The sequence below is a fragment of the Pseudomonas sp. genome (genome assembly GCF_035497915.1).
GTDB lineage: Bacteria > Pseudomonadota > Gammaproteobacteria > Pseudomonadales > Pseudomonadaceae > Serpens.
This window is the reverse complement of the sequence record NZ_DATJCS010000050.1, coordinates 1-22015: the sequence shown is the minus strand read 5'-3', so window position 1 is coordinate 22015 and position 22015 is coordinate 1. Positions and strand designations below refer to the sequence as shown.

General features: G+C 67.7%; 19 protein-coding genes and 1 rRNA gene. 12 read left to right on the top strand and 8 right to left on the bottom strand.

Annotation, left to right across the window (positions count from 1 at the left end):
- The first annotated feature begins 35 nt into the window (after nucleotides 1-35).
- The 9 genes from VL129_RS14970 (at nucleotide 36) to rlmF (ending at nucleotide 10488) form a co-directional block, all read left to right on the top strand.
- Nucleotides 36-2075, top strand: coding sequence for a TonB-dependent receptor plug domain-containing protein (locus VL129_RS14970; protein ID WP_325414078.1), 2040 nt, complete (start codon nucleotides 36-38; stop codon nucleotides 2073-2075).
- On the top strand, nucleotides 2075-3070 hold the full coding sequence (locus VL129_RS14965; protein WP_325414076.1) for an ABC transporter substrate-binding protein: 996 nt from the start codon (nucleotides 2075-2077) through the stop codon (nucleotides 3068-3070). The genes VL129_RS14970 and VL129_RS14965 overlap by 1 nt, the downstream gene beginning before the upstream one ends.
- Complete coding sequence (locus VL129_RS14960; protein WP_325414074.1) at nucleotides 3067-3855, top strand: ABC transporter permease; 789 nt, start codon at nucleotides 3067-3069, stop codon at nucleotides 3853-3855. Before VL129_RS14965 ends, VL129_RS14960 begins: the two co-directional genes overlap by 4 nt.
- Nucleotides 3855-4685, top strand: coding sequence for an ABC transporter ATP-binding protein (locus VL129_RS14955; protein WP_325414071.1), 831 nt, complete (start codon nucleotides 3855-3857; stop codon nucleotides 4683-4685). The genes VL129_RS14960 and VL129_RS14955 overlap by 1 nt, the downstream gene beginning before the upstream one ends.
- A complete protein-coding gene (locus VL129_RS14950; protein ID WP_325414069.1) occupies nucleotides 4679-5947 on the top strand; it encodes an NnrS family protein in 1269 nt (422 codons plus the stop codon). The genes VL129_RS14955 and VL129_RS14950 overlap by 7 nt, the downstream gene beginning before the upstream one ends.
- Before the next feature lie 193 nt (nucleotides 5948-6140).
- Nucleotides 6141-7970: an SLC13 family permease gene (locus VL129_RS14945; RefSeq protein WP_325414067.1), complete on the top strand. Its 1830-nt coding sequence runs from the start codon at nucleotides 6141-6143 to the stop codon at nucleotides 7968-7970.
- A gap of 52 nt (nucleotides 7971-8022) precedes the next feature.
- A complete protein-coding gene (locus VL129_RS14940) occupies nucleotides 8023-8478 on the top strand; it encodes an NfeD family protein (RefSeq protein ID WP_325414065.1) in 456 nt (151 codons plus the stop codon).
- The gene (locus VL129_RS14935; protein WP_325414063.1) at nucleotides 8475-9329 is read left to right on the top strand and encodes an SPFH domain-containing protein; all 855 of its coding nucleotides are present in this window, start codon (nucleotides 8475-8477) and stop codon (nucleotides 9327-9329) included. The genes VL129_RS14940 and VL129_RS14935 overlap by 4 nt, the downstream gene beginning before the upstream one ends.
- Nucleotides 9330-9516: 187 nt before the next feature.
- Nucleotides 9517-10488 (top strand): 23S rRNA (adenine(1618)-N(6))-methyltransferase RlmF, encoded by a 972-nt coding sequence (rlmF, locus tag VL129_RS14930; RefSeq protein ID WP_325414061.1) that lies wholly within the window; start codon nucleotides 9517-9519, stop codon nucleotides 10486-10488.
- 127 nt (nucleotides 10489-10615) lie between these two features.
- On the opposite strand, the gene VL129_RS14925 is transcribed toward rlmF, so the two are convergent.
- From VL129_RS14925 to rluD, 5 genes are all read right to left on the bottom strand, one after another.
- Nucleotides 10616-10921, bottom strand: coding sequence for a hypothetical protein (locus VL129_RS14925; protein WP_325414059.1), 306 nt, complete (start codon nucleotides 10919-10921; stop codon nucleotides 10616-10618).
- Nucleotides 10922-11015: 94 nt separating this feature from the next.
- Entirely contained in the window at nucleotides 11016-11555 is a 540-nt protein-coding gene (locus VL129_RS14920) for a hydrolase (protein ID WP_325414057.1), read from the bottom strand.
- A 233-nt stretch (nucleotides 11556-11788) separates the two neighbouring features.
- Nucleotides 11789-14353 (bottom strand): ATP-dependent chaperone ClpB, encoded by a 2565-nt coding sequence (gene clpB / locus VL129_RS14915; RefSeq protein WP_325414055.1) that lies wholly within the window; start codon nucleotides 14351-14353, stop codon nucleotides 11789-11791.
- A gap of 244 nt (nucleotides 14354-14597) precedes the next feature.
- Complete coding sequence (gene pgeF / locus VL129_RS14910) at nucleotides 14598-15329, bottom strand: peptidoglycan editing factor PgeF (RefSeq protein ID WP_325414053.1); 732 nt, start codon at nucleotides 15327-15329, stop codon at nucleotides 14598-14600.
- Nucleotides 15329-16300 carry a 23S rRNA pseudouridine(1911/1915/1917) synthase RluD gene (rluD, locus tag VL129_RS14905; protein WP_325414052.1) on the bottom strand — a complete coding sequence of 324 codons (972 nt, stop codon included), beginning with the start codon at nucleotides 16298-16300 and terminating at the stop codon, nucleotides 15329-15331. The genes pgeF and rluD overlap by 1 nt, the downstream gene beginning before the upstream one ends.
- 131 nt (nucleotides 16301-16431) lie before the next feature.
- On the opposite strand from rluD, the gene VL129_RS14900 reads away from it, so the two are divergent.
- Together VL129_RS14900 and VL129_RS14895 are read left to right on the top strand one after the other, a co-directional pair.
- The gene (locus tag VL129_RS14900; RefSeq protein ID WP_325414050.1) at nucleotides 16432-17394 is read left to right on the top strand and encodes an outer membrane protein assembly factor BamD; all 963 of its coding nucleotides are present in this window, start codon (nucleotides 16432-16434) and stop codon (nucleotides 17392-17394) included.
- Nucleotides 17395-17464: 70 nt separating this feature from the next.
- Entirely contained in the window at nucleotides 17465-18295 is an 831-nt protein-coding gene (locus VL129_RS14895; RefSeq protein WP_325414048.1) for an SDR family oxidoreductase, read from the top strand.
- On the opposite strand, the gene VL129_RS17230 is transcribed toward VL129_RS14895, so the two are convergent.
- The gene (locus VL129_RS17230; protein ID WP_414705216.1) at nucleotides 18219-18536 is read right to left on the bottom strand and encodes a DUF3509 domain-containing protein; all 318 of its coding nucleotides are present in this window, start codon (nucleotides 18534-18536) and stop codon (nucleotides 18219-18221) included. The two genes, VL129_RS14895 and VL129_RS17230, sit on opposite strands and share 77 nt — an antisense overlap.
- A gap of 293 nt (nucleotides 18537-18829) precedes the next feature.
- On the opposite strand from VL129_RS17230, the gene VL129_RS14890 reads away from it, so the two are divergent.
- Complete coding sequence (locus VL129_RS14890) at nucleotides 18830-21439, top strand: DEAD/DEAH box helicase (RefSeq protein WP_325414046.1); 2610 nt, start codon at nucleotides 18830-18832, stop codon at nucleotides 21437-21439.
- A gap of 22 nt (nucleotides 21440-21461) precedes the next feature.
- On the opposite strand, the gene VL129_RS14885 is transcribed toward VL129_RS14890, so the two are convergent.
- Both VL129_RS14885 and rrf read right to left on the bottom strand, forming a co-directional pair.
- Nucleotides 21462-21803: a hypothetical protein gene (locus VL129_RS14885; protein WP_325414044.1), complete on the bottom strand. Its 342-nt coding sequence runs from the start codon at nucleotides 21801-21803 to the stop codon at nucleotides 21462-21464.
- A gap of 123 nt (nucleotides 21804-21926) precedes the next feature.
- Nucleotides 21927-22015, bottom strand: a 5S ribosomal RNA gene (gene rrf, locus VL129_RS14880); the annotation flags it as partial.

Genomic DNA, 22015 nt, shown 5'->3' with positions numbered 1-22015 from the left:
ATTGCTCCCAGACCGCATTCCGCTGGGAGTCCCACATGCACCTGCGCCTCACCCCGCTCGCCCTGGCCCTGAGCCTGGCCAGCCTGCCGACCTTCGCCGACACCCTCACCCTGGACAGCACCGTGGTCACCGCCCGCGGCTACGCCAGCGACAGCCAGGACACCCCGCAGGCCATTGAAGTGCTGCGCCCGCAACCGGCCAGCAGCGAACCGCTGGGCAGCCTGCTGCGCGGCGAGCCCGGCCTGGCCGTGCACAGCGACGGCGCCTGGGGACAGAACCCGGTGCTGCGCGGGCTGAAGAAGGAAAGCGTGGTGCTGCTGGTCGACGGTGTGCGGGTCAATTCCGCGCAGCCGCAGGGCGCGCTGGCCTCGTTCAGCGACCTGGGCCTGGTGGACCGCGTGGAAGTGGTCAAGGGCCCGGGGTCGGTGCTCTATGGCAGCGGCGCCCTGGGCGGCGCGGTCAACCTGCTCACCCCGCCGGCGCGCTTCAGCGATCAGCAGCAGCAGGGCGGCCGGTTCGGCCTCGGCGCCGGCACGGTCGACGATGCCCTGAGCGGCGCGCTGCTGCTCGAGGATTCCGGCCCGCGCCACGGCCTGCTGGTCGGCGTGGCCGGCAGCGACGTCGGCGACTACGAAAGCCCCGACGACACGCAAGCGAACACCGGCTACCGCTCCAACAGCCTGCTGCTCAAGTACCAGCAGAAGCTCGCCGACGATTACGTGCTGCGCCTCAATGCCCAGCGCCACGACGACCGCGACGTCTGGTATCCGGCCTCGCGCAAGTCCGCGCCGCCCGCCCAGGCCGCGCTGCTCGGCGAAATCACCATGCATTCGCCGGAACAGACCCGCGAACTCTATGCCCTCGGCCTGGATGCGCCGCTCGGCGTCGGCAGCCTGTCCACCGAGCTGTATCGCCAGGAGGTGTTCCGCCAGATCCGCGCCTACTCCGCGAAGCTGCAGCGCAACTACGTGGAAAACGACGTCAGCTTCATCACCCACGGCCTGCGCAGCACCTGGCTGGCCTCGCTGGGTGACAGCCACCAGCTGAGCGTCGGCGTCGACGGCTGGAAGATGACCGGCGATCCGGAACGCTACCTGTCGCCCACCGGGGTACGCATGCTCAACAACCCCTTCGAGGACGGCGAGATCACCTCCGCCGGCCTGTTTGTACAGGACGCGTTCAGCCTTGGCGTCACCCAGATCACCCTCGGCCTGCGCTACGACCGGGTCGAGGGTGATGCCGCCAAGAAGGGCAGCGGCCCGATGGCGCAGACCCAAGGTCTGACGAGCAGCGACAACAACCTCTCCTGGTCGCTCGGCGTGGTGCAGCCGCTGACCGACACCCTCAACGCCTACGCCAACCTCGGCCAGGCCTACCGCTCGCCGGACCTGCGCGAGCGCTTCGAGGACGCCGCGCGCGGCGACGGCTACTACCACATCGGCAACCCGCAACTGGACCCGGAGCGGTCCACCAGCGTGGAGATCGGCCTCAAGGGTCGCGACGGCGCGCTCGGCTACCAGCTGGCGGCCTTCCACACGCGCATCGACGACTACATCGCCGGCCGCGTGGTTGCCGGGCAGGTCCAGGCGGGCCTGCCGGTCAAGCGCACCGAGAACATCGACGAAGTGGAAATCCACGGCCTGGAAGGCAACCTCGACCTGCCGCTTGGCGCCTTCCTGCTGGATGCCGGCTTCACCTGGCTGCGCGGCGAGAACCGGCAGTACGACGAGCCGCTGTACCAGATGCCGGCCCACGAACTGCGCCTGGGCATCGGTCAGCCGGCCGAGCGCGGCCTGTCCTGGCGCACCGGGGTGCGCGCGGTGGCCGAGCAGGACCGCGTCGCCACCCGCTTCGCCAACGGCACCGAGGACGCCACCCCCGGCTACGCGGTGGTCGATGCCCGGCTCGGCTGGGGCTTCGGCAGCCTCGGCGTGCTGAACGCCGCGCGCCTCGACCTGCGCCTGAACAACCTGCTAGACAAGCGCTACCACGAACACCTGGCCGACGGCGTCAGCGGCCAGGAACTGGCCATGCCGGGGCGCGGCGCCGTGCTCGCCCTGAGTGGAGACTTCTGATGCGCCAGACCTTGCTGTCCCTGGCCTGCGCCGCCCTGCTGCTGCTCGGCGCGCCGACGCAGGCCGAACCGCGCCAGCGGCTGCTGCTGGCCGGGCCGCTGTCGGCGGTGTCCAACCCGCTGATCCACATGGTCGAATCCGGCGCGCTCGCCGACCTGGCCGAGCGCGTGGAGTTCGTCAGCTGGCGCGACCCGGACCAGCTGCGGCTGATGGCGCTGAACGGCCAGGCCGACGTGCTGGCCATGCCAGTCAACGTCGCCGCCAACCTCTACAACCGCGGCGCCCCGGTGGCGCTGCTCAACGTCTCCACCTGGGGGCTGCTGTGGATGGTGTCCCGCGAGCCGGGGCTGACGCGCATCGAGGACTTTCGGGGCAAGGAAATCGCCATGCCGTTTCGCGGCGACATGCCCGACGTGCTGTTCGGCCTGCTCGCCGAGCGCGCCGGGCTGAACCTGCGTCAGGACCTCACGCTGCGCTACGTGGCCAACCCGATGGACGCCATGCAGCTGCTGCTGATGCGCCGCGTCGACCATGCCCTGCTGGCCGAGCCGGCGGTGTCCATGGCGCTGCGCAAGAGCGGCTCCTTCCCGCTCAGCCTGGTGGCCCCGGAGCTGTACCGCAGCCTGGACATCCAGCAGGCCTGGGGGCTGAGCTTCCAGCGCGCGCCGCGCATCGCCCAGGCCGGCATCGCGCTGGTCGGCGCGGCCCGCGAGGACGCCGTGCTGGCCGCGCGCGTCGCCAGCGCCTACGCCGACTCGCTGGCCTGGTGCCAGGCCAACGCCGAGGCGTGCGGGCAGTTGGTGGTCACGCACCTGCCGGCGCTGCTGCCCGAAGCGGTCAGCGACGCCATGGCGGTCAGCCAGATGCGCGCGGTGGCCGCACCGGACGCCCGCCCGGAAGTGGAGTTCCTGCTCGAACAGCTGCAGGCCCGCAACCCGGCGCTGATCGGCGGCAAGTTGCCGGATGACGGCTTCTACCTGGACGTGCATCCATGAGACTGCTGCGCACCCTGCTGGGCGACTGGCCGGCTTACCTGTGGAGCGGCTGGGGCGCCCTGGCCAGCCTGTTGCTGCTGTTCGCCGGCTGGCAGCTGGCCGCCGAACACTACGGCGCGCTGGTGCTGGCCGAACCCCTGGAGGCATTCGCCTCCCTTGCGCGTTTCTGGGCGGACGGAACCGCCCTGCGGGAACTGGCGATCACCGGTCGCCGCGCGCTGAGCGGGCTGCTGCTGGCGCTGCTGATCGGCAGCGCGCTGGGGCTGGCCGCCGGGGTGTCGATGACCGCCTCGATGATGTCGCGCCCGCTGGTCACCGTGCTGCTCGGCATGCCGCCGATCGCCTGGCTGGTGCTGGCCATGCTGTGGTTCGGCGCCAGCGACGGCACGCCGGTGTTCACCGTGTTCGTCGCCGCCTTCCCGGTGGTGTTCATCGGCGCCCTGCAGGGCACGCGCACCCTGGACGGCCAGCTGCGCGAGATGGCCCGCACCCTGCACCTGCCGCCGCACCTGATGGTGCTGGATGTGTACCTGCCGCACCTGTTCTCCTACCTGTTCCCGGCCTGGGTGGCGGCGCTGGGCATGTCCTGGAAGATCGTCATCATGGCCGAGCTGCTGGCCAGCCAGGACGGCGTCGGCGCCGCCCTGGCGATCACCCGTTCGCACCTGGACAGCGCCGGCACCCTGGCCTGGATCAGCGCCGTGGTCGGCCTGCTGCTGGCCATCGAATACCTGTTGCTGGAGCCGCTCAAACGCGAAGTCGAGCGCTGGCGGGAGCCGTCCTGATGAGCCATCCACGTCTTGAGGTCCGCCAGCTGGCGCACAGTTTCGTGCGCACCCCGGTGCTGGCCGACGTTTCCTTCACCCTGACCGCCGGCGAGGTCTGCGCGCTGGTCGGCCCCTCCGGCTGCGGCAAGACCACCCTGCTGCACCTGTGCAACGGCCTGCTGGACCTGCAGGACGGCGAAATCGCCAACGGCTTCGCCAACCCGGTGACGCTGTTCCAGCAGCCGCGCCTGCTGCCCTGGAAGACCGCGCTGGACAACATCGCCCTGAGCCTCAAGGCCCGCGGCGTGCCGCGCGCGCGGCGCGAGGCGGCCGCCATCCGCCTGGCCGCGCGCCTGGGCCTGTCGCGCGACGACCTGGACAAGTTCCCGCGCCAGCTCTCCGGCGGCATGCAGAGCCGCGTGGCGCTGGCCCGCGCGCTGCTGCCCGAACCCGACCTGCTGCTGCTCGACGAACCCTTCGCGGCGCTGGACATCGGCCTGAAGAGCGAGCTCTACGCGCTGTTGCAGACGCTGCAGACCGAGCGCGGCATGGCCGTGCTGATGATCACCCACGACCTGATGGAGGCCGTGCGCCTGTCCGACCGCATCCTGCTCATGGCCGCCGAGCCGGGGCGCATCGTCGCGCGCTTCGCCCTCGACCAGCCGCGCGCGCGGCGCGACGACGCCTGGGTCTACCAGACCACCGCCCAGTTGCTGCAACAACCCGTGGTGCGCGCCAGCTTCGGCCTGCCGACGCCACACCCCGGTGTACCGGCGAGTCCTGGCACGCCTCTCTCGGTACGGACCGAGAGCGATGTATCGCCCAAACGGAGCCCGAGCCGATGCTGAAACTCACCGTCCCCGCACGCTGGCAGGGCGCGCCCTGGCTGCTCTGCGCCTTCCGCCCGTTCTTCCTCGCCACCCTGGCCAGCGCCGCGCTGCTGATGGGCGTGTGGCTGGGCTATCTGCGCGGGCTGTGGCCGCTGCCGGCGGTGCCCGGCGGGCCGCTGGTCTGGCATGCCCACGAGCTGCTGTTCGGCTTCGGCCTGGCCGCGGTGGCCGGCTTCGTGCTCACCGCGGTGCCGGAATTCACCCGCACCGCGCCGGTGAGCCGGCCGCTGTTCTTCTGGCTGCTGGTGCTCTGGCTGCTGGCCCGCGCCAGCTTCTGGCTGAGCGGCCTGCTCGGCCCCTGGCCGGCGGCGATCTGCAACGTCGGCCTGGCATTGGCCCTGCCGCTGCTGCTGGCGCGCCGGCTGTTCGCCGAGCCGAGCCGCCGCCAGTGGGCCTTCGCCGCCGGACTGCTGAGCTTCGCGCTCACCGCCATCGGCTTCTACAGCGACCTGCTGCAGGGCCTGCCGCCGATGCGCTGGCTGCACGCCGGCATCGGCGCCATGCTCGCCCTGGTGCTGATCGCCCTCAGCCGCATCTCCATGCGCATCGTCAACGACGCCCTGGAGGCCCGGCAGGCCGGCGATCCACAGGACGAGCCGGTGATCTACCGCGCCCTGCCGCCGCGCCGCAACCTGGCGATCTTCTGCATCGCGCTCTACACGCTGGCGGAGTTCCTGCTGCCGGGGGCCAGGGTCGGCGGCTGGCTGGCCCTGGCCTGCGCCGCCGCGCTGCTCAACATCCTCAACGACTGGCATGTGGGACGCGCGCTGTTCACCCGCTGGGCGCTGTCGCTGTACCTGATCTACTGGCTGATGGCGCTCGGCTACGCGGCACTGGGGGCATCGCTGCTCTGGCAGGCACTGCCGATGAGCGCCGGCCGGCACCTGCTGACCATCGGCGGCATGGGCCTGTCGGTGTTCGCGGTGCTCAACATCGCCGGGCGCACCCACAGCGGCGAGGAACTCGACCCGCGTGCCTGGGTACCGCTCAGCGCGGCGCTGCTGGTGGCCGGCGCGCTGTTGCGCCTGGCCGCCAGCCTGCCCGGCTGGCCCTACCTGACGCTGCTCGCCGCCAGCGGCCTGTCCTGGCTGCTCGCCTTCGGCCTGGCCGGCTACCACCTCGGCGCGGTGTTCATCCGTCCGCGCCGCGACGGTGGCCAGGGCTGCGAGGAACCGCTGGACGCCCACGGACAGGAAGGCACGGCGCCGCGTTGCGGCTGAGGATTCACGGGGGGTGGACAGCGTTTTCCTGTCCACCCCCCGCAAATCCCGCCCAGAAGCATCGCGACTGAAGTCGCTCCTACCGGAGCCGCGCCGCCTTCCGCAACAGGCCAACCCCGACAGGCCTTCCAAAAAAACCGGTTACCGGTATCGTATGCCGGCATTTCGCCACGCCGTGCCTGTCGTATCTTCCATGACCTTCGATCTCCTGCTGGTTCTCGGCCTTCTCGCCTGCTGTGTTGTTCTGTTCCTGCGCAACAAGCCGCGCATGGACGTGGTGGCCGTGCTGGCCATGGTGGGCCTGCCGCTCACCGGTGTGCTGACCGTTCCCGAGGCGCTGGCCGGCTTCAGTGATCCCAGCGTGGTGCTGATCGCCGCGCTGTTCGTGATCGGCAAGGGGCTGGTGCGCACCGGCATTGCCTACCGCATGGGCGACTGGCTGGTTGCCAAGGCGGGCAGTAGCGAAACCCGCCTGCTGGCGTTGCTGATGCTGGCGGTGGCGACCCTGGGCTCGGTGATGAGTTCCACGGGCGTGGTGGCGATCTTCATTCCCATCGTGCTGGGCATTGCCGCGCGCCTGCGCATCAGCCCCGGACGCCTGATGATGCCGCTGGCCTTCGCCGGCCTGATCAGCGGCATGCTCACCCTGGTGGCGACCCCGCCGAACCTGGTGGTGCACAGCGAGCTGCGCCGGGCCGGGCTGGAGGGCTTCGGCTTCTTCGCCTTCACCCCCATGGGTCTCGCCATCCTCGCGCTGGGCATCGGTTACATGCTGTTCGCCCGTCGCTGGCTGCGCAGCGATGACGGCCACTCGTCCGGCGACCGCTCGCGCCATACCCTGGCCGACCTGGCCCGCGACTATCGCCTCTCCGAGCGCGAACGGCGCCTGCGGGTGCTGCCGGATTCGCCGCTGGCCGGGCGCCTGCTCAACGAGCTGGAGCTGCGCAGCCAGTACGGCATCAACGTGATCGCCGTGGAGCGCCACGGGCGCTTCCGCAACCAGCTGATGATGGCCACCGGCAGCACCAACCTGCTGCCCGGCGACATCCTGCTGGCCGACCTGGCCAGTCCCGCCATCGGCCTGCTCGGCGCCTACGACGAACTGGGCCTGGCGCCGCTGCAGCTGAAGACCTCCTACTACGCCGATCACGCCCATGAGCTTGGCCTGGCCGAGGTGGCGCTGCCGCCGGAGTCCTCGCTACCGGGCAAGACCATTCTGGAACTGGGCTTTCGCAGCCATCACCAGCTCAACCTGGTGGGTCTGCGCCGCAACCGCGAAGCCCTCGACGGCCTGCTGGTGGATGAGAAGCTGCGCCCCGGCGACACCCTGCTGGTGGCCGGCTCCTGGAAGGACATCGACCGCCTGCATGGCCTGTCCCGCGACTTCCTGGTGCTCAGCCTGCCGATGGAAGTGAACGAGGTGGTGCCGGCCGCCGACAAGGCCCCCTATGCCCTGCTCAGCCTGGCGGTGATGGTCGGCCTGATGGTCAGCGGCATCGTGCCCAACGCCATCGCCGCGCTGCTGGCCTGCCTGCTGATGGGCGCCTTCCGCTGCATCGACATGGACAGCGCCTACAAGTCCATCCACTGGCCGAGCATGATCCTCATCGTCGGCATGCTGCCGTTTGCAATGGCCCTGCAGAAGACTGGGGGGATCAGCCTGGCGGTCGATGGCCTGCTGGCCCTGTTCGGTGATGCCGGCCCCCGCGCCCTGCTGGCCTGCCTGTTCGCGGTGACCGCGCTGACCGGGCTGTTCATTTCCAATACCGCCACGGCGGTATTGATGGCGCCGGTGGCGTTGTCCCTGGCGCAGCACCTGGGCATGTCGCCCTACCCGTTCGCCATGACCGTCGCGCTGGCTGCCTCGGCCGCCTTCATGACGCCGATCTCCTCGCCGGTGAACACGCTGGTGCTGGGCCCGGGTCGCTATCGTTTCGGCGACTTCGTGAAGATCGGTGTGCCCTTCACCCTGCTGGTGATGATTCTCACCGTGGTGGCGGTGCCCCTGGTCTTTCCGCTGTAACCCGTCTGGCTTGCTGGTAGGCTGCGCGGGCGATTCATCCCGGAGGGAAACGATGACGATCGAATGGTGGTACTGGGTGGTCGGCGGCGTGCTGCTGATCCTGCTGGAGCTGGCGATCCCCGCCTTCTTCGTACTCTGGTTCGGCCTCGGCGCGCTGCTGGTCGGCCTGCTGATGCTGCTGGCCGGCGACCTGTCGCTGACCACGCAGTTGCTGGTCTGGGGCATCGGCTCGGTGGCCATGGTGGCGCTGTGGTTCCGCGTGTTCCGCCGCGACCGGCACAAGACGCTGATCGGTACCGCCGATGGCACGGTGCTCGGCGAAGTCGGCCTGCTGGTCGGCGCGGTCGAGCCGTTCCAGCGCGGCAAGGTGCGTTTCCAGCGCCCGATCCTCGGCGCCGATGAATGGGTATGCGTGGCCGAAACCGCCATTGCGGCGGGTGAACGGGTACGCGTGGTTTCCGTGGAAGGCAGTTTCATCAAGGTTGCAAAAGTTGGAGTACACGCATGAATGAAGGATTGATCGTTGTTGTCGTGTTGCTGGTGTTCCTCCTGGTCACCATCGCCAAGGGCGTGCGCCTGGTCGCGCAGGGCGAGGAATGGGTCGTCGAGCGCCTGGGCAAGTACCACAGCACCCTGCGCCCGGGACTGAACATCCTGATCCCCTACCTGGACCGGGTGGCCTACAAGCTGGTCACCAAGGACATCATTCTCGACGTGCAGGAACAGGAAGTGATCACCCGCGACAACGCGGTGATCCTCACCAACGCCATCGCTTTCGTGAAGGTCACCGATCCGGTGAAGGCGGTGTACGGGGTAACCGACTTCTCCGAGGCGATCCGCAACCTGATCATGACCACCCTGCGCTCGATCGTCGGCGAGATGGAGCTGGACGAGGCGCTGTCCTCGCGCGACAAGATCAAGGCCCGCCTGCGCGAAAGCATTGCCGACGAGGCGGTGGACTGGGGCCTGACCGTGAAGTCGGTGGAGATCCAGGACATCAAGCCGTCCGAATCCATGCAGCGCGCCATGGAGATGCAGGCCGCCGCCGAACGCGAGCGCAAGGCCACCGTGACCCGCGCCGAAGGCGCCAAGCAGGCGGCGATCCTGGAAGCCGAAGCGCGCCTGGAATCGGCCAAGCGCGACGCCGACGCCCAGGTGACCCTGGCCGAATCCTCCGCCGAAGCGATTCGTCGCGTGTCGTCGGCCATCGGCAATGAAACCGGCCCGATGATGTTCCTGCTCGGCGAAAAGTACATTTCCGCCATGGAAAGCCTGGGCCAGAGCACCAACGCCAAGACCGTGCTGATTCCCGCCGACATCCAGGAAACCCTGCGCGGCGTGCTGGGCAAGCGCGGCTGAGTCGGCTTCCCCCCTCTCCCCCCGGCCCCTCTCCCGCGAGGGGAGAGGGGTGGCCTGCCTGCACCGTGAACGCCCCCTCGCGGGAGAGGGCCGGGGAGAGGGGGCGCCCCCATGAGCGAGCGACGCTCCCCTCCACCCGCACGGATATGGGAAAATCGCCGCCCTTTCCGCCTGCCGATGTTTCCCGATGTCCACCGCCGCCCGCCCGCCGAAAGCCGCCCTGCACCCGCGCAACCGCCATCAGGGGCGCTACGACTTCCCCGCGCTGATCAAAATCTGTCCGGAACTGGCGCGTTTCGTCATCACCAATCCCTACGGCAAGCCGAGCATCAACTTCGCCGATCCCGAGGCGGTGAAGGTGTTCAACCGCGCGCTGCTGCGCCAGCACTACGGTCTGCGCCACTGGGACATCCCGGCCGGCTACCTGTGCCCGCCGATTCCCGGTCGCGCCGATTACCTGCATGGGCTGGCCGACCTGCTGGCCGGCGACAACGGCAACCGCATCCCGCAGGGCTCCCGTATTCGTGTGCTGGACGTGGGCAGCGGCGCCAACTGCATCTATCCGCTGATCGGCCTGCATGAATACGGCTGGCGCTTCGTCGGCGCGGACATCGATGCCACTGCACTGCAGGCGGCAGGCGAAATACTGCGCGCCAATCACCTGCAGGAGCGCATCGAACTGCGCCAGCAGGCCGACCCCGCGCAGATCTTCCAGGGCATCATCCAGCCCGACGAGCGCTTCGAGCTGACCCTGTGCAACCCGCCGTTCCACGCCTCGGCGGACGAGGCGCTGAGCGGCAGCCGGCGCAAGTGGCGCAACCTCGGCAAGCTCGACCCCAAGCGTGCCCTGCCGGTACTCAATTTCGGCGGCCAGAACAACGAGCTGCACTGCCCCGGTGGCGAAGCGGCGTTCATCGACACGCTGGCCTGTGAAAGCGCGCAGTTCGCCACGCAGGTCTACCGCTTCAGCACCCTGGTGTCCAAGGCGAGCAACCTGCCGGGCCTGGAAGGCCGCCTGAAAGTCCTGGGCGCGCGCGATATCCGCACCACGCCGATGGCGCAGGGCCAGAAGCAGAGCCGCTTCGTGTCCTGGACCTTCCTGACCCCGAAGCAGCGCGAGGCCTGGCGCAAGGGTTGGCAGGGCGGTGAAGGCAGCTAGCGCGCCTGACGGCGCGCATGGTGGATCGGTGGAGCGCGATCCACCCTACGAAACAGCGCGAACCCGTAGGGTGGACAACGTCTTACCTGTCCACCAACGCGCCGGACACGGCGCGCCTGGCGGCGCGTCAGAGAAAATGCTCGCCCAGGTAGGGCCGCAGCAGGTGAATGGCTTCGAACACCCCACCGCCAATCAGCATGACCAGCCCGACGTAGACGGCGTGCATCAGGTTGCTGCGGGCGAAGCGGTTGATCCACCAGCGGTGCAGCAGCAGGGCCAGGATGCCCAGCAGCGGGAAGACCCCCAGCGCGATGAAAATGCCGGTCTGCGTCTGCGGGCGGGTCAGCAGCAGACCCACCCCCATCCAGACGAGCAACGCATAGAGTCGTTGACGACGATCGCGCCAGGGGCTGTGCAATGGAACGGGCCGCATCGTGCCTCCAAATGGTGCAGGGTTTGACGTTGACCCGTGCGCCAGCAAGAAGCCTGCCATGATGTCATTGCAATATCGCCAATCGCTTGACGGCTCAACGGACCCGTTTGCTGATGTCCTTGAACACCTCGCTGCCGGCCCGCTCCAGCCATTCGAAGGCAACCATTTCCCGCGAGACGATCTGCGCGCCGGCCTGACGCATGCGCGCCAGCGCCAGGTGCTTGTTGGCCAGGGTGCGTGAGGTCACCGCTTCCTCGACCACGAAAACCTCGCGACCGGCTTCCAGCAGCTCCAACACCGTCTGCAGCACGCAGACATGGGTTTCCGCGCCACACACCACGAACTGCCGCCGCTCGCCACCCGGCTGCGCCAGCAGCGCCTTTTCCCGGGCGGTGGAGAAGCGCAGCTTTTCCACCGGCATCACGCCTTCCAGCAGGGGCTGCAAGGCCGCCACCGTCGGCCCCAGGCCCTTCGGGTACTGCTCGCTGACCAATACCGGCACGTTCAGCCGGCGCGCCACGCCAATCAGCCAGGCGCTGTTTTCCACCAGCGCTTCGGCGTCGTGCAGGGCCGGGCACAGGCGTTCCTGAATATCGATGACCAGCAGGGTCGAATGGTCGGCGCGCATCAGCATGGGCAGGTCTCTTGAAGGAAAGGGAACCCGCAGCATGCCCGCAGACGAAAACGGGGGCCAGGGGCCCCCGTGGGTTCATTGGTCGTAGACAAAACCTGTTTTAAAGGCTCGCGAGCTAGCGGCATGCAAGGCAAAAACAGGCGAAGCAGCGCAGTTTACGGTTAGTAAATGAGCATGCTGAGCCTGTTTTTAACGCGGCAGGCCCGACGCGCAGCAGCGCTTTAAACAGGTTTTCAGGCGAAGACGATGTCGTCTCCTTCCACCCTGGCCTGCACCACCGCGCCGGGCGCGAAGTCGCCGGCCAGGATGCGCTGCGCCAGCGGGTTTTCGATCCAGCGCTGGATGGCGCGCTTGAGCGGCCGCGCGCCATACACCGGGTCGTAGCCGACGGCGATCAGCTTGTCGATGGCCTCGTCGCTCAGTTCCAGGCTCAGCTCGCGCTCGGCCAGACGCTGGCGCAGACGGCCCAGCTGGATCTGCGCGATGCCGGCGATCTGCTCGCGGGCCAGCGGGTCGAACACCACCACCTCGTCGATGCGGTTGATGAACTCCGGCCGGAAGTGATGGCTGACCGCATCCAGCACCGCCGCGCGCTGCGCGTCCGGGTCGCCGACCAGTTCCTGGATCTGCGCCGAGCCGAGGTTGGAGGTCATCACCACCACGCTGTTACGGAAGTCCACGGTGCGGCCGTGACTGTCGGTCAGACGGCCGTCTTCCAGCACCTGCAGCAGGATGTTGAACACGTCCGGGTGGGCCTTCTCCACTTCATCCAGCAGCACGACGGAGTACGGCTTGCGACGCACCGCCTCGGTCAGGTAGCCACCTTCCTCGTAGCCGACGTAGCCGGGCGGCGCGCCGATCAGGCGGGCCACCGAGTGCTTCTCCATGAACTCGGACATGTCGATGCGGATCATCGCCTCCTCGGTGTCGAAGAGGAACTCGGCCAGCGCCTTGCACAGTTCGGTCTTGCCCACGCCGGTCGGGCCGAGAAACAGGAACGAGCCGCTCGGCCGGTTCGGGTCGGCCAGGCCGGCGCGCGAACGACGCACGGCGTTGGCCACCGCGACCACCGCTTCGTGCTGGCCGATGACGCGCTGGTGCAGCATGTCTTCCATCTTCAGCAGCTTCTCGCGCTCGCCTTCAAGCATCTTGGCCACCGGGATGCCGGTCCACTTGGAGACCACCTCGGCGATCTCCTCGTCGGTGACCTTGTTGCGCAGCAGCTGCTTTTCCACCTGGCCATGCTGCTCGGCCATCTGCAGGCTGCGCTCCAGGTCGGGAATGGTCTGGTACTGGATGCGCGCCATGGCCTCAAGATCGCCCTTGCGCCGCGCCGCCTCCATCTCCTGGCGGGCCAGCTCGATCTTCTGCTGGATCTGCGCGGTGCCCTGCACCTCGGCCTTCTCCGACTTCCAGATTTCCTCCAGGTCGGCGTATTCCTTTTCCAGCTTGGCGATGTCCTCTTCCAGCTTGCTCAGGCGCTTCCTGGTGGCTTCGTCGTCTTCCTTCTTCAGCGCCTCGCGCTCGATCTTCAGCTGGATCAGCCGGCGATCCAGGCGGTCGAGCTCCTCGGGCTTGGAGTCGATCTCCATGCGGATGCGACTGCCGGCCTCGTCGATGAGGTCGATGGCCTTGTCCGGCAACTGGCGGTCGGTGATGTAGCGGTGGCTGAGCTTGGCGGCGGCGATGATCGCGCCGTCGGTGATGGTCACCCCGTGGTGCACCTCGTAGCGCTCCTTGAGGCCGCGCAGGATGGCGATGGTGTCTTCCTCGCTCGGCTCGTCGACCAGCACCTTCTGGAAGCGGCGCTCGAGGGCGGCGTCCTTCTCGATGTACTGGCGGTATTCGTCCAGGGTGGTGGCGCCGACGCAATGCAGCTCGCCACGCGCCAGGGCCGGCTTGAGCATGTTGCCGGCATCCATGGCGCCCTCGGCCTTGCCGGCGCCGACCATGGTGTGCAGCTCGTCGATGAACAGGATCACCCGGCCTTCCTGCTTGGCCAGCTCGTTGAGCACAGCCTTCAGGCGCTCCTCGAATTCGCCGCGGAACTTGGCGCCGGCGATCAGCGAGCCCATGTCCAGCGACAGCAGACGCTTGTCCCTCAGGCCGTCCGGCACTTCACCGTTGACGATGCGCTGGGCCAGGCCCTCGACGATGGCGGTCTTGCCCACGCCCGGCTCGCCGATCAGCACCGGGTTGTTCTTGGTGCGCCGCTGCAGGACCTGGATGGTGCGGCGAATCTCGTCGTCGCGGCCGATCACCGGGTCGAGCTTGCCTTCCTCGGCGCGCTTGGTCAGGTCCACGGTGTACTTGTCCAGCGCCTGGCGCGCTTCCTCGGCGTTGGGGTCGTTGACTGCCGCGCCACCACGCAGGTTGCTGACCGCGTTTTCCAGCGCCTTCTTGCCCACGCCCTGGCCAAGCAGCAGCTTGCCGAGCCTGGTGTTCTCATCCAGCGCGGCGAGCAGCACCAGCTCGCTGGAGATGTACTGGTCGCCCTTCTGCTGGGCCAGGCGGTCGGCCTGGTTGAGCAGGCGCGCCAGATCCTGCGACAGGTTCATGTCGCCGGTGGGGTTCTGCAGCTTGGGCAACTGGTCGAGTTCGCGGGTCAGCGCCTGGCGCAGGCTGTTGACGTCGAAGCCGACCTGCATCAGCAGCGGCTTGATCGAGCCGCCCTGCTGCTCCAGCAGCGCCTGCATCAGGTGTAACGGCTCGATGGCCGAGTGATCGAAGCCCACCGCGATGGACTGCGCGTCGGACAGCGCGAGCTGCAGCTTGCTGGTCAAACGATCGATACGCATGAAGAGGTTCCTCATCGAGAAGCGAGCGGGCGGTGAACGGCCCGGGATGTTCCCTTAGATGAGGATTAAGGCTGAGGATTCAAGGGCGCCGGGCGAAGCGTGACGCCAGGTCGCAGGTGCCGGACCTGCAGGCACGGCCGTGAAGCGACTGTAGGAGCGACTTCAGTCGCGAGCTCTTGGGTGGTACCCGGCACGAAAAGCATCGCGGCTGAAGCCGCTCCTACCAATTCGGCAGAGGGTTCCGTTACTGCGGCGCCAGCCAGATCAGCGAGGCGAAACGCCCGGTGCGCGCGGCGCGACGGTAGGAGTAGAAACGGGGGTCGCCCCAGGTGCACAGCCCGCCACCGTACACGGCGGTGACGCCCCGCGCGGCCAGGCGGATGCGCGCCAGCTGGTAGAGGTCGGCCAGGTATTTGCCGGGATTGGCGCTGGGCCGGAACGCCGCCTCAGCCTGTGGATGTCCGACCAGAAACGCCTCGCGCACTTCCGGACCGACCTCGAAGGCTTGCGGGCCGATGGCCGGACCGAGCCAGACCAGCACCTCATCCGGCGCGCAATCCAGCGCATCAAGGGTGGCTTCCAGCATGCCATTGGCCAGCCCGCGCCAGCCGGCATGCGCCGCTGCCACGCGGGTACCGGAGCTGTCACAGAACAACGCCGGCAGGCAGTCGGCGGTGAGAATGGCGCAGGCCACTCCGGGTGTGACGCTCCAGCTGGCATCGGCTTCCTGGACGCAGGCGGGATCGGCCTGCACCACGCGGATGCCATGCACCTGGCTCAGCCAGGCGGGCTGGCAGTTCAGTGTGTCTTGCAGGCAGCGGCGATTGGCGGCCACCGCCTGCGGGTCGTCGCCGACGTGGTCGCCGAGGTTGAAGCTGTCGAACGGCGGCTGGCTGATGCCACCGCTGCGGGTGGTCACGCAGGCGCGCACGCGGGCCGGTGCCGGCCAGTCGGGGACCAGCCAGTCGGCTTGCATCAGACGAAGGACTCGCTGTCCTGGCGCAGCAGGGAGAGCAGCCAGACGAAGTCTTCGGGCAGCGGCGATTCCCATTTCATGCGCTTGCCGGTGGTCGGATGCTCCAGCTCCAGGAAGCGCGCGTGCAGCGCCTGACGGGGGAAGTTCTTCAGGCTGTCGACCAGCGTGGGGCTGGCCGCCGGGGGAATGCGGAAGCGGCCCGCGTACACCGGGTCACCGACCAGCGGATAACCGATGTGGGTCATGTGCACGCGGATCTGGTGGGTGCGCCCGGTTTCCAGCTTGACCCGCACGTGGGTGTGCGAGCGGAAGCGTTCCAGCACCCGGTAATGGCTGACCGCCGGCTTGCCGCCGACGCTCACCGCCATGCGCTGGCGCTGGGTGCCGTGACGGCCGATCGGCGCGTCGATGGTGCCGCCGGCAGTGATCACGCCGATCACGATGGCCTCGTAGATACGGCTGACGGTGCGCTTCTGCAGCTGATCCACCAGCGTGGTGTGGGCTTCCAGCGTCTTGGCCACCACCATCAGGCCAGTGGTGTCCTTGTCCAGGCGATGCACGATGCCGCAACGCGGCACCTGATCGATACCCGGCACATGATGCAGCAGCGCGTTGAGCAGCGTGCCGTCGGCGTGCCCGGCCGCCGGGTGCACCACCAGGCCGGCCGGCTTGTCGATCACCATCAACTGGTCGTCTTCATAGACGATATTCAGCGCGATGTCCTGGGCTACCCAGTCGCCCTGCACTTCCTGCTCGGCTTCGAGTTCCAGCACGGCGCCGCCGTGCACGATGTCGCGCGGACGCAGCACTGCGCCATTGACGGTCAGACGGCCGTCCTTGATCCAGCCGGTCAGGCGCGAGCGCGAATGGTCGGCGAACAGCTGGGCGGCGATCTGGTCGAGACGCTGGCCGCCCAGTTCGTAGGGAACCTCGGCGCGCAGTTGAATGGTTTGCGTGGGAGTCGGTGACATGCTCGGCAACGGCAGGGGCGCGGCCTTTGGACTGGGGCGGCGCTTGTGATTAAATACGGCGTCCTGGCCCGGAGTTCCGGGCCGCACACTATATCAGGACGGCCGCGGCCGTCACAGGGACGCAAGCCGCCATGCACATGAAACACCTGTTGCTGATCGCCACCCTGGCCCTTGCCGCCTGCGCCTCCCAGGATTCCAAGGACGACGAGCTCAGCGAAGCCGAGCTGTATCGCCAGGCGCAGTCCGCGCTGGACGACGAAAGCTATACCACTGCCGTCAGCAAGCTCAAGGCCCTGGAGTCCCGCTATCCCTTCGGTCGCTACGCCGAGCAGGCGCAGCTGGAACTGATCTTCGCCTACTACAAGAATCTGGAGCCGGAGGCCGCCAAATCGGCCGCCGATCGTTTCATCCGCCTGCACCCGCAGCATCCGCAGGTCGACTACGCCTATTACCTCAAGGGCCTGGCCGCCTTCGACCAGGACAGTGGCCTGCTGGCGCGCTTCATGCCGCTGGACATGTCCAAGCGCGACCCCGGCGCGGCGCGCGACTCCTACAACGAGTTCGCCCGGCTGACCAGTCGCTTCCCGAACAGCCGCTACGCGCCGGACGCCAAGCAGCGCATGATCTTCCTGCGCAACCGGCTGGCCGCCAACGAGGTCCATGTCGGCCAGTACTACCTGACCCGCAAGGCCTATGTGGCCGCCGCCAACCGCGGCCGCTACGTGGTGGAAAACTTCCAGGAGACCCCGGCGGTCGGCGACGGCCTGGCCCTGATGGTCGAGGCCTATCTGCACCTGGGCATGCAGGATCTGGCCGCCAGCAGCCTGACTGCCCTGAAACTCAACTATCCCGGGCACGCAAGCCTGGAGGATGGGCAGTTCATTACCCGCGAGAGCCTGGACGAACGCGGCTGGCTGGCGCGCGCCACCCTGGGGCTGGTCGAGACCGAGACCACCCTCGAACCCGGCGAAACCCGGGCCAGCCAGGATGTGCAACGCCAGTACGAGGAAGCCGAGGATGACTTGCCGGAGGAGCTGAAACCCGAGCGCAAGCGCTCCTGGTGGAGCTGGCTGACCTTCGGCCTGTTCGACTGACTACCAAGGGGAGCGCCAGGCGCTCCCCTTTTGTTTGCCGCGCCACACAACAACAAGAACGAGGCCGCCCATGACCCAACCCGTCGTCCTGATCACCGGCTGTTCCAGCGGCATTGGCCGCGCCCTGGCCGAGGCCTTTCAGGCAGCCGGTTATCGCGTATGGGCCACGGCCCGCAAGCCCGATGATCTCGCCGCGCTGGAGGCGGCCGGCTTCAGCGCGGCGGCCCTGGATGTCAACGATGCCCAGGCCGTGCAGGCCTTGGCCGACGAGCTGCGCCAGCGTGCCGGCCGGCTCGACGTGCTGATCAACAACGCCGGCTATGGCGCCATGGGCCCGCTGCTCGATGGTGGCGCCGAGGCGCTGCACCGGCAGTTCGAGACCAATGTGTTCGCGCCGATCGAGCTGACCCGCGCCTGCTTTGCGCTGCTGCGCGCCAGTCGCGGCCTGGTGATCAACATCGGCAGCGTCTCCGGCGTGCTGGTCACGCCCTTCGCCGGCGCCTACTGCGCATCGAAGGCGGCCGTGCATGCGCTGTCCGATGCCTTGCGCCTGGAACTGGCGCCGTTCGGCATCCAGGTGATGGAGGTCCAGCCCGGCGCCATCGCCTCCAGCTTCGGCGCCAATGCCAGCCAGCAGGCCGAAGCGATGCTGACGGAATCGTCGCCCTGGTGGCCGATGCGTGACGGCATCCGCGCCCGCGCCAGGGCTTCCCAGGACAATCCCACCCCGGCCGCGACCTTCGCCCACGCGGTAGTCGCCGCCGTCCAGGCACGCAAGCGTCCCCGCGTGCTGCGCCTGGGCAATGGCAGCCGCAGCCTGCCGCTCATGGCCGCCTGCCTGCCCGGGGCCTTGCTGGATCGCGTGCTGAGCCGGCGTTTCGGCCTGCGCCGTCAGCTCTGATCCCAGCCAGCCAGAGCAGCGCCTGACCGCGCTCGATGGCGATGCCGAAGCGGATACTGCGCACCAACAGGCGCAGCGCCCGGGGATCCTCGAGCTCACGCGCCGACAGGCGCCGCCTGATCACCCGTTGGTGACGGTCGCACAGCACCAGCAGGCGACTGCCATCCGCCCGCACGGGGCTGAAGCCCATCCGGAAGTCATCCGCGAAGGCCCGCCTCAGGTACCGATAGGGATCGAACATGGCTGTCGCCTCGCCGCCGCTGGTCTCATCCAAGGCGAGCAAGCGGCGCACCAGCCGCCCGACACCTCCGATCAACGGTCATAGCGGCATTCCAGAGCGCCGCGCCGCTCGGGCGCCACGAAGTGACACGCACCAGGACGGCGACCCGCACGCATTTCTGCCCCGCAACGATGCAACGCATCGCGCAGGACTGCCCAGCTATCGATGGCCATGCGAGAATTTGCGGTTTCCCAGATTCGGCCCGTGATGTTGATGCAGTTTGACCTTCCCTTCCCACCAGCGAGCCCGCTGGCATGAGCGTGGACATTCGCGGGGTGACCCAGCGTAACTGGCTCGACCGTTTCGAGCCGGCCTGCGTGGCGCGCGGCCGACGCTATGCGGAACAGGGACGCGCCACCCTGCTGGCGATCGAGGGACAGATTCTCAAGGCCCGCTGCCAGGGCTCCGAGGGGCGCGACTACCGCCAGTCCATACGCCTGCAACCTCGCGACACGCTGTGGGAAGTGCATGGCCTGTGCAGTTGCCCGGTGGGCTACAACTGCAAGCACGTGGTGGCGGCCCTGCTGACCCTGGAACGCGCGCATCGACGGGGCGACGCGCCGCATGCCGGCGAACCCGAGGTCGAGCAGATCGTGCGCACCGACATCGAGCCTCGGCCGCACCTGCTGCTCAATAGCCATGTGCGCGTGCATTTCGACGCCCGCAAGGGCCGCATGACCGAACAGGTCCAGCATCGCGCCGCCCTCACCTTCGATTACGAGGGCCAGCACGTGCACGGCAAGAGCGGTGGCGATCTGCTGCGCTTCATCGCGCCGGGACGCCAGTTGCGCATTCGCCGGGACCAGGAGCGCGAGGCGCAGTACCGCCAGCGCCTCGCCGAACTGGGGTTCGGCATCGCCCTGCGGGTCAGCGAGGCACTCGGCGAGAAGGATGGCGAGCCCTACGAACTGCCCGATACGGCCAGCTGGATGCAGTTCACCCGCGAAGGCCTGCCGGCGCTGCGCCGGGAGGGCTGGCACATTCACGTCCTGCCGGATTTCCACTTCAATCTCACGGAGGTGGATAGCTGGTATGCCCGCCTCGACGAGGCGAGCGATCCTCACTGGTTCGACCTGGAAATGGGCATCGAAGTGGAAGGACAGCGCATCAGTCTGCTGCCCATCCTGTTGCAGGCCATCCGCAGCAAACCCTGGCTGCTGAACAGCGAGGCACAGGACGCCGCCGATGACGAGGCGCTCTTTGCCCTGCTGCCAGGCGGGCAGCGTGTGGCCTTGCCACTGTCCCGCCTCAGGCCGCTGCTGGCCAATCTTGGGGAGTTGTATTTTCAGGACCAGCCGGCGGATCTGCAGCGCCTGCGGTTGCCGCAGGCGGACGCGGCACGGCTGCAGCGCCTGGAGGCCGCGGATGGGGATATGCGCTGGGAGGGCGGCGAGCGGTTGCGCGAGCTGGCGCACCGGCTCAACGCGCTCGGCTCGCAGGCCCTACCGCAACCCGAGGGCCTGCAGGCCCGCCTGCGCCCCTACCAGCAGCAGGGTGTGGCCTGGATGCAGGCGCTCGGCGAGCTGGGCATGGGCGGGGTGCTGGCCGACGACATGGGGCTGGGCAAGACGCTGCAGACCCTGGCGTTCATCCTCTCGGAGAAGAACGCCGGGCGCCTGAACGCTCCGGCGTTGATCGTCATGCCCACCAGCCTGATTCCCAACTGGCTGGATGAGGCCGCGCGCTTCACACCTCAGTTGAAGGTTCTGGCGCTGCAGGGGCCGCGTCGCCATCAGCAGTTCGCGCGCCTTGCGGAGTACGATCTGCTGCTGACCAGCTACGCCCTGCTGCCGCGCGATGCCGAACAGCTCGGTCGCCAGCGCCTGCATCTGCTGATCCTCGACGAGGCGCAGAACATCAAGAATGCGCGTAGCAAGGCAGCCCTGGCACTGGCGACATTCACTGCCCGTCAGCGGCTCTGCCTGACCGGCACGCCGCTGGAGAATCATCTGGGTGAGCTCTGGTCCCTGTTCCACTTCCTGATGCCTGGCTGGCTCGGCCGCGAGCAGGAATTCGCACGGCATTACCGCACCCCCATCGAGAAGCACGGCGACGCAGAGAGACTCGCCTTGCTGCGCGCGCGGGTGCAGCCCTTTCTGCTGCGCCGCACCAAGGAGCAGGTCGCGCCCGAACTGCCGGCGAAGACCGAGATCGTCCAGTGGGTGCAACTGACGCCGGCGCAGCGTGATCGCTATGAAGCCTTGCGCCTGGCGATGGACAGCAAGGTGCGCGAGGAAATCCAGCGCCAGGGTCTGGCTCGCAGCCAACTCGTGATTCTCGAGGCCTTGCTGCGCCTGCGACAGGCCTGTTGCGACCTGCGCCTGCTCGATGAAGGACACGGCAAGCCGGAACACTCGGCAAAACTGGTGGCCACGCTCGAAATGCTGGAGGAGTTGAACGCCGAGGGGCGACGCGTCCTGCTGTTCTCGCAGTTCACCGGCATGCTGGAGCTGATCGAACAGGAACTGAAACGTCGCCATATCAGCTACACCACGCTGACGGGGAGCACCAAGGATCGCGCCACGCCAGTGCGCGAATTCCAGGCTGGCCGGCATGCGGTCTTTCTGATCAGCCTCAAGGCGGGGGGTGCGGGGCTCAACCTGACCGCGGCGGACACCGTCATCCACTTCGATCCCTGGTGGAACCCGGCCGCCGAGGCACAGGCCAGCGATCGCGCCTATCGCATCGGGCAGGACAAGCCGGTGTTTGTCTACAAGCTGATCGCCAGGGGCAGCGTCGAAGAGAAAATCCAGCAGTTGCAGCGACACAAGGCGCAACTGGCCGAAGGACTGCTTAGCGGTACGGATGGCGGCTGGCAGCTCAGCGAAGAGGATGTAAATACGCTGCTCGGCCCGCTCCAGTAACGAGCGGGCCGCACTGCCGCGATCAGAGAAGGTGGTTCTCCACCACATACCAGACTTCGCCGCGAGCCTTGTTCAGCAGGGCCAGCTGCACCTCTTCATCAGCCGCGCCGCCCATGGCCTGTCCGAGCCCGGTGACCACATAGATGATGGCATCGATAGCCTTGGCCCTGTTCTCATTCAGCTCCTTTCCCACCAGGTCCAGCTTTTCGGAAAGCATCTGCCAGATATTCTGACGAACTTCGGCAAACAGCTGATCCACTTCCTGCTGATCCGGCTCTTCCATATTCAGTGCGGGGTGGGAAACCAGGAACAGCACCTGTTCCATCAGATCGTTGATCAGAGCATTGTCTTGTTGAACAGCCATTGCGCAGCGCCTAGAAAATGAATGTAAAACGTTAACGGCTCGACGGGCGAAAAGTTGAATCCACCAAGTCGGAAAAGACAAAACCCCAACCCGCGTTAGCGGATTGGGGTTTTGGTTTTAGGTGCTTGACGATGACCTACTCTCACATGGGGAAACCCCACACTACCATCGGCGATGCATCGTTTCACTGCTGAGTTCGGGATGGGATCAGG